The 6,789-nt window shown below is 62.5% G+C and carries 4 protein-coding genes; all 4 read left to right on the top strand.

Annotated elements, in window-relative coordinates:
* Positions 1-221: 221 nt before the first annotated feature.
* Positions 222-1,316, top strand: a complete 1,095-nt coding sequence (gene ddlA, locus V7D81_RS02925; RefSeq protein WP_324314359.1) for a D-alanine--D-alanine ligase — start codon at positions 222-224, stop codon at positions 1,314-1,316.
* Positions 1,317-1,447: 131 nt separating this feature from the next.
* Positions 1,448-2,305 carry a hypothetical protein gene (locus V7D81_RS02920; RefSeq protein ID WP_324314357.1) on the top strand — a complete coding sequence of 286 codons (858 nt, stop codon included), beginning with the start codon at positions 1,448-1,450 and terminating at the stop codon, positions 2,303-2,305.
* A gap of 82 nt (positions 2,306-2,387) precedes the next feature.
* Positions 2,388-4,022: a long-chain-fatty-acid--CoA ligase gene (locus V7D81_RS02915; RefSeq protein WP_349257594.1), complete on the top strand. Its 1,635-nt coding sequence runs from the start codon at positions 2,388-2,390 to the stop codon at positions 4,020-4,022.
* Positions 4,023-4,268: 246 nt separating this feature from the next.
* Positions 4,269-6,789: glycogen/starch/alpha-glucan phosphorylase (locus V7D81_RS02910; protein ID WP_324314353.1), on the top strand; the 2,521-nt coding region annotated here is incomplete at its 3' end.

Genomic DNA, 6,789 nt, shown 5'->3' with positions numbered 1-6,789 from the left:
CGGGCACACCACTCACTACGGTGGTGGCGTGTTGAATGCAGCTACGGAGAAGATTAGAGAGCGGGAGGAATGGGCCGATCGCTTAAGTCAGTGCCATTGGGCTTCAGCCTGACAGTTCTCAGGCCGGCTGAAGCCGGCCCCACAGGAGGACAACTTCGCACGCCACAATTCATCACAGTTCATCGCTGATCCAACCCGATCGCCCGCTAGCCTCGCAAGGCATGGACACAGCAACCCGGTTGAACGTGGGCGTGCTCTTCGGCGGGCGATCGGCCGAGCACGAAGTTTCGATTCTCTCTGCGCGTAACATCATTGCCGCGCTGGATCCCGGGCGATTCCAGGCCGTGGCCATCGGCATCACGCGCAAAGGCCGGTGGATCCAGCAGTCGACGCAGCGATTGCTGCGGGAGAAGGGCGATCCGCGCTTCGTGCAGCTCAGCAATGATGGGCCGGAATTCTCGCTGCTGCCGTCGACGCGATCCGAAGACCCGCCGGTCGACGTCGTGTTCCCCGTGCTGCATGGGCCGCACGGCGAAGACGGAACGGTGCAGGGACTGCTGGAACTCGCCAACGTACCGTTCGTGGGCGCCGGCGTGCTCGGTAGCGCCGTGGGCATGGACAAGGATGTGATGAAACGTCTGCTGCGCGATGCAGGCATTCCCGTGGCGAACTTCATTGCGATCCGGCGTCACGAGTATCGCCGCGATCCGCTCGCGGTGCTGCGCAGGGCGGAGTCGCTGGGTTTTCCACTTTTCGTGAAGCCGGCGAATCTCGGATCGTCGGTCGGTGTTACGCGCGTCCTGTCGCGCGCGCAGTTGCCGGCCGCTCTGCAAACGGCATTCGACTACGATCTGAAGGTGATCGTGGAAGAATCGATCACGGGTCGCGAGATCGAATGTGCAGTACTCGGCAACGATGTGCCCGCAGCGTCGATTCCCGGCGAGATCGTCGTGACCCGTGCCGACGGCTTCTATTCCTACGACGCGAAATACCTGGACGAGCAGGGCGCCAGACTGCAGGTGCCAGCCGCACTCGATGCGCATCTGACGCGCGAAGTGCAGCGGCTGTCGCTGGCGACGTTCCAGGCGCTGGAATGCAGCGGCCTGGCGCGGGTCGATTTCTTTCTCCGCCCCGACCGCCAATTGCTGGTCAACGAGATCAACACGCTGCCGGGATTCACGGCGATGTCCATGTATCCGAAGCTCTGGGCGGCGAGCGGCGTGTCGCCGCGCGAACTCGTTTCCCGGCTCATCGACCTCGCCATCGAACGGCATGAACAGAAACGCTCGCTGCGTTCCCTCTGCTGCGTGCGCTGAATCACGGTGTCCCGGAAGAATGTGAACTGCGTATCAGAGCGGCCAGACGGCGCCCACTAGAGTCGCCGCGTCCAGCTCACGTTGTGCGATTCAACATATTCCCAACGCCGACAGGCGTGCGAGGCAGAGACATGGGCCTGTCGGAAACCATCCTTGCCGCGATGATCGGTGCGGCTGCGACTGTCGGCACCGCGCTGTTCCAGCTGCTGGGCGCATTCAGGGCGAAGGGCAGGACCGACATCAAACCCAAACGCGGCACGACGCTGCGATCGATCATCGCGATCACCGCGCTGATGGTGGCCTCGGCGGCCGGCGGTTTTCTCTACTCGCAGTTCCTGCAGCAGCGCGCTGGCGAGGACATCCGCGCAATGCGTCAGGAGCTGCGCGAACTGCGCGATCTGACCGCCTCACGTGTCCTGGAACGCAGTCAGCCGCAGCAGTTCGCCGATGTGGCAGCCCCGGAGTCAGCTATGCCCGTGCCGGAGCCGCATGCGATACCGATCAGCCTCGAGCCCGAGAGCGGGGTGGCAGAGTCGATCGCTTACGTACCGGCGTGTCGCGTAGCCGGAGCATCGGACTGCCCTGAGGCGCAAGCCCAGCGCATCGCGCTCTGCGGTACCGTGCCGGCCCATGCGCGAGTCGAGACGATCCACTTCTTTGCCCAACCTGATGCCGTGCAGCACCCGTGGGATCAGCATGCAGTCGCTCTCGAAGCGGATGTCGGCGGCGCGAAGTTCTCCGGCAATACGTTCGAATATGCGCAGGGTCCCGCCGCCAAGGCCGTCTGCGTGAACTTCATGCAGTGGAGCAGCCAGCATCCGCACATTGCACGGATCGTCGTGCAGTACTCCACGGGTTCGTCGACTGAGGTCGCGACTCCCGGCACCAGCGAGGCATCGCCGGCGGTCGAAACCACGATTGCCGGGTCGGATCCCTTTTCGTCGGCCGTGCCTGCTGCGCTGACGTCCTCGACGACCGCATTGCGGTAGAGGCCTTTCCGAACCGCCTCGCGCGAGGTGCCTGAATCCGTGCTTAAATCCCCCGTACTACAACGCAAGATCGGGGGATCGAATGTTCGGTCAGATGATGGATCGGCCTCTGTTGATCAGTTCGCTGCTGCGCCATGCCGATCTGCAGCATCCGCAGCGGGAAATCGTCTCCATCACGGCCGATCATCCGCGCCATCGCTATACCTATAGCGAAGCTTTCGCCCGGGTCCGCAAGCTCGCCAATGCCCTGGTGCGGCTCGGCGCGCAGCCCGGCGATCGCATCGCCACCCTGGCCTGGAACGACTTCCGGCATTTCGAGATCTACTACGCGGTGTCCTGTTCGGGTTTCGTGTGTCACACGATCAATCCGCGCCTGTTCGAGGAACAGCTCACCTTCATCGCCAATCACGCCGAAGATCGCCGGCTGTTCCTCGACCCGGCCTTCGTCCCGCTGATCGAGAAACTGCAGCCGACGCTCAAGACCATCGAGGGCTACATCATCCTCACGGATGATGCCCACATGCCGGCGACCACGCTGCCCAATGCGCGCAGCTACGAATCCCTGATCGCGAACGAGTCCGACGCATTCGAATGGCCGGAGTTCGACGAACGCACCGCGAGTTCGCTGTGCTACACGTCCGGCACCACGGGTGATCCCAAGGGCGTCCTCTACAGTCATCGCTCCACCATCCTGCACTGCTATGCGATGGCGCTGCCGGACTCTGCCAATCTCGCGGCGACCGACGTGGTCATGCCGGTCGTGCCGATGTTCCACGTCAACGCCTGGGGACTGCCGTATGCGTGCGTGATGGTGGGCACCAAGCTCGTATTCCCCGGACCGAAGATGGGTGATGCGCCGACGCTGCAGGCGCTGATCGAAGAAGAGCAGGTCAACAATGCGGCGGCGGTGCCGACGGTGTGGCAGGGTGTCGTCGCCTACCTGCAGAAATCCGGCAAGCGCATCGACTCTCTCAAGCGCATTCTCTGCGGTGGCTCGGCAGTACCGGTGGCGCTCGCCGATGCGTTACGCGACCCATACGGTGCACATATCGTGCAGGCGTGGGGCATGACGGAGACGAGTCCGATCGGCACGATCTGCAACTGGTCGCCCGAGGCGATGCGTCTGCCGGCACAGACGCGCGATGCGCTGCGTGCCAAACAGGGACGCTCCGTGTTCGGCATCGAAATCAAGATCGTCGATGAGGACGACAGGGAACTGCCGCGCGACGGCCGCGCCTTCGGCGCGTTGAAGGTTCGAGGACCCTGGGTCGCGTCCCGTTACTACCGTCGCGACAGCGACGACGTCTTCGATACCGATGGCTGGTTCAGCACCGGCGATGTGGCCACCATCTGCCCGCTGGGCTACGTGCAGATCACCGATCGCACCAAGGACGTCATCAAGTCGGGCGGCGAATGGATCAGCTCCATCGAACTCGAAAATCTGGCCGTGGCGCATCCCGCCATCGCGCAGGCCGCGGCGATTTCCATTCCGCATTCGAAGTGGCAGGAGCGGCCGCTGCTGGTCGTGGTCCTGAAGCCGGGCGAATCGGTGACGCGCGAGGAAGTCCTGAACTTCTTCCTCGGCAAGGTCGCCAAGTGGTGGGTCCCCGACGACGTTGCGTTCGTCGAGAAGCTGCCGCTTACGGCCACCGGCAAGCTGAGCAAGCTGCAGTTGCGCAAGCAGTTCGAAGGGTACGTGCTGCCGGGCGATGCCTGATGTCCTCTGTGGGGCCGGCTTCAGCCGGCCTCTTCCTGTAGGTCAGGCTTTAGCCTGACAGTTCTTAGGCCCGGCTGAAGCCGGCTCCACAGGAAGGGCCTGCCCTCAAACGGCGCCCCCTCGTGCATTCCTGTCCAACGATGGTGCGTAAACACGGCTCTCGTCCGTCTTCTCCTGCCATTCGTCACATGCACGAAACTTGCACCGCGGAAGGTATCGCTGACCGCAACCTTCACGGTGCCAAAGATGGCTACGTCGCTCGTCGCAGTAGAAGAACAGACCGCACGCGAAGATGACCGCACTGCATTGACAAAGGAGGCGTTCCAGCACGCCTTCCTCGACAACCTGTTCTACATCCAGGGCAAGTTTCCGGCGCTGGCGACCAGGAACGACTACTACCAGGCGCTTGCCTATGCGGTGCGCGATCGCATGCTGCAGCGCTGGATCAGTACCGCGGCGGCTTACACGAAGCAGGGCTCGCGCACAGTCGCGTACTTCTCTGCCGAGTTTCTGATGGGGCCGCATCTCGGCAACAATCTCGTGAATCTCGGCATCTACGATGAGGTCCGCAAGGCCGTCACCGAACTGGGACTGGACTTCAACGAGCTGCTGCTCGAAGAAGATGAACCGGGACTCGGCAATGGCGGTCTGGGACGGTTGGCCGCCTGCTTCATCGAATCGCTGGCGACGCTGGAGATTCCGTCGCTTGGCTACGGCATCCGCTACGAATTCGGCATCTTCCATCAGGAAATCGTCGACGGCTGGCAGACCGAGCGCACCGACAAGTGGCTGCGCTTCGGCAATCCCTGGGAAATCGCGCGACCCGAGTGGGCCGTACACGTGAAGCTGGGCGGTTACACCGAGCAATACCACGACGAACTCAACCGCCTGCGCGTTCGCTGGGTGCCGGACCGGCTGGTGGCGGGCGTTCCCTACGACACGCCGATCCTCGGCTATCGCAAGAACACCGCGAATACGCTGCGATTGTGGAAGGCCGAGGCGCCGGAATCGTTCGACTTCGCCGTCTTCAATCGCGGCGACTACTACGGCGCAGTGATGCAGAAGGTCTCTTCGGAAAATCTCAGCAAGGTGCTGTATCCGAACGACGAGCAGCTGCAGGGCAAGGAGCTGCGCCTGTCGCAGCAGTACTTCTTCGTCTCGTGCTCGCTGCAGGACATGTTCCGCATCCTCAAGGTGCAGAAGATTCCGGTCGAGCGCTTCCACGAGAAGTTCGCCGCGCAGCTCAACGACACGCATCCGGCGATCGCCGTGGCCGAACTCATGCGCCTGCTGGTCGATGAGCACGTCGTCCCGTGGGAGCAGGCATGGGAAATCACCCGCAAGACCTTCGCGTACACGAACCACACGTTATTGCCCGAAGCACTCGAATGCTGGCCGCTGCCGTTGTTCGGCCGGCTGCTGCCGCGGCATCTCGAAATCATCTGCGAGATCAATGCGCGCTTTCTGGACGAGGTGCGCATCCGCTTCTACGGCGAGGAGGATCGCATCGCGCGCATGTCGCTGATCGACGAACGCGGCGAGCGCTACGTGCGCATGGCGCACCTGGCGTGTGTCGGCAGTCATGCAGTGAACGGCGTGGCTGAACTGCATTCCGAACTGCTGAAACAGGACGTGCTGAAGGATTTCTACGAACTCTGGCCGCAGCGCTTCGGCAACAAGACCAACGGCGTCACGCCGCGCCGCTGGATGGCGCTCAGCAATCCGCGGCTGACGGAGCTGATTTCATCCAGTATCGGCGCCGGCTGGATCACCGACTTGAGTGAATTGAAGAAGCTCGAACCGCTGGCGCAGGACGGCGCGTTCCGGCAGCGCTGGCTCGACGTGAAGCGTGCGTGCAAGTGCGACTTCGCAGCGGTCGCCTTGAAGAAGACCGGCGTCATCATCGATCCGGATTCCCTGTTCGACGTGCAGGTGAAACGCATCCACGAGTACAAGCGCCAGCATCTCAACATCCTGCATGTCGTTGCGCTCTATCACCGCCTGCGCTCGAATCCGAATGCGGACATCGTACCGCGCACTTTCATCTTCGGCGGCAAGGCGGCACCGGGTTATCACATCGCCAAACTGATGATCAAACTCATCACTTCAGTCGGCGATGTCGTGAATCGCGATCCGGCGGTCCGCGACCGGCTGAAAGTTGTGTTCCTGCCGAACTTCAACGTGAAGAACGGCCAGCGCATCTATCCGGCCGCCGATCTGTCGGAACAGATCTCGACCGCTGGCAAGGAAGCGTCAGGCACGGGCAACATGAAGTTCTCGATGAACGGTGCGCTGACGATCGGCACCATGGATGGCGCCAACATCGAGATCCGCGAAGAAGTCGGCGCGGAGAACTTCTTCCTGTTCGGCCTCGATGCGCACGAAGTCAGCGCACTCAGGTCATCGGGCTACCACCCGTCGAATTATCTGCGCGGAGAGTTGAAGGAAGTCGTCGACCTGATCCGTGGCGGTTTCTTCTCGCGCGGCGACACCGCACTGTTCCGGCCGCTGATCGATGGCCTCGTCTACCACGATCCATACCTGCTGTTCGCCGACTTCGATTCGTATGCCGACGCGCAGCAGGCCGTTTCCGCTGCCTACCAGGACTCCCAGCGCTGGGCGCAGATGTCCATCCTGAACTCGGCGCGCTCGGGTAAGTTCTCGTCGGATCGCACGATCCGCGAATATTGCGACGACATCTGGAAGGCGCCGACCGTGCCGGTGAAGTTGCTGTCGCAGGAGGATGTGAAGGTGGGGTTCATGCAGT

This window comes from Povalibacter sp. (assembly GCF_036735925.1).
Taxonomy (GTDB): Bacteria; Pseudomonadota; Gammaproteobacteria; order Steroidobacterales; family Steroidobacteraceae; genus Steroidobacter.
Note: the sequence above shows the minus strand (reverse complement) of the source record. Positions and strands in the feature narration are given on the sequence as shown.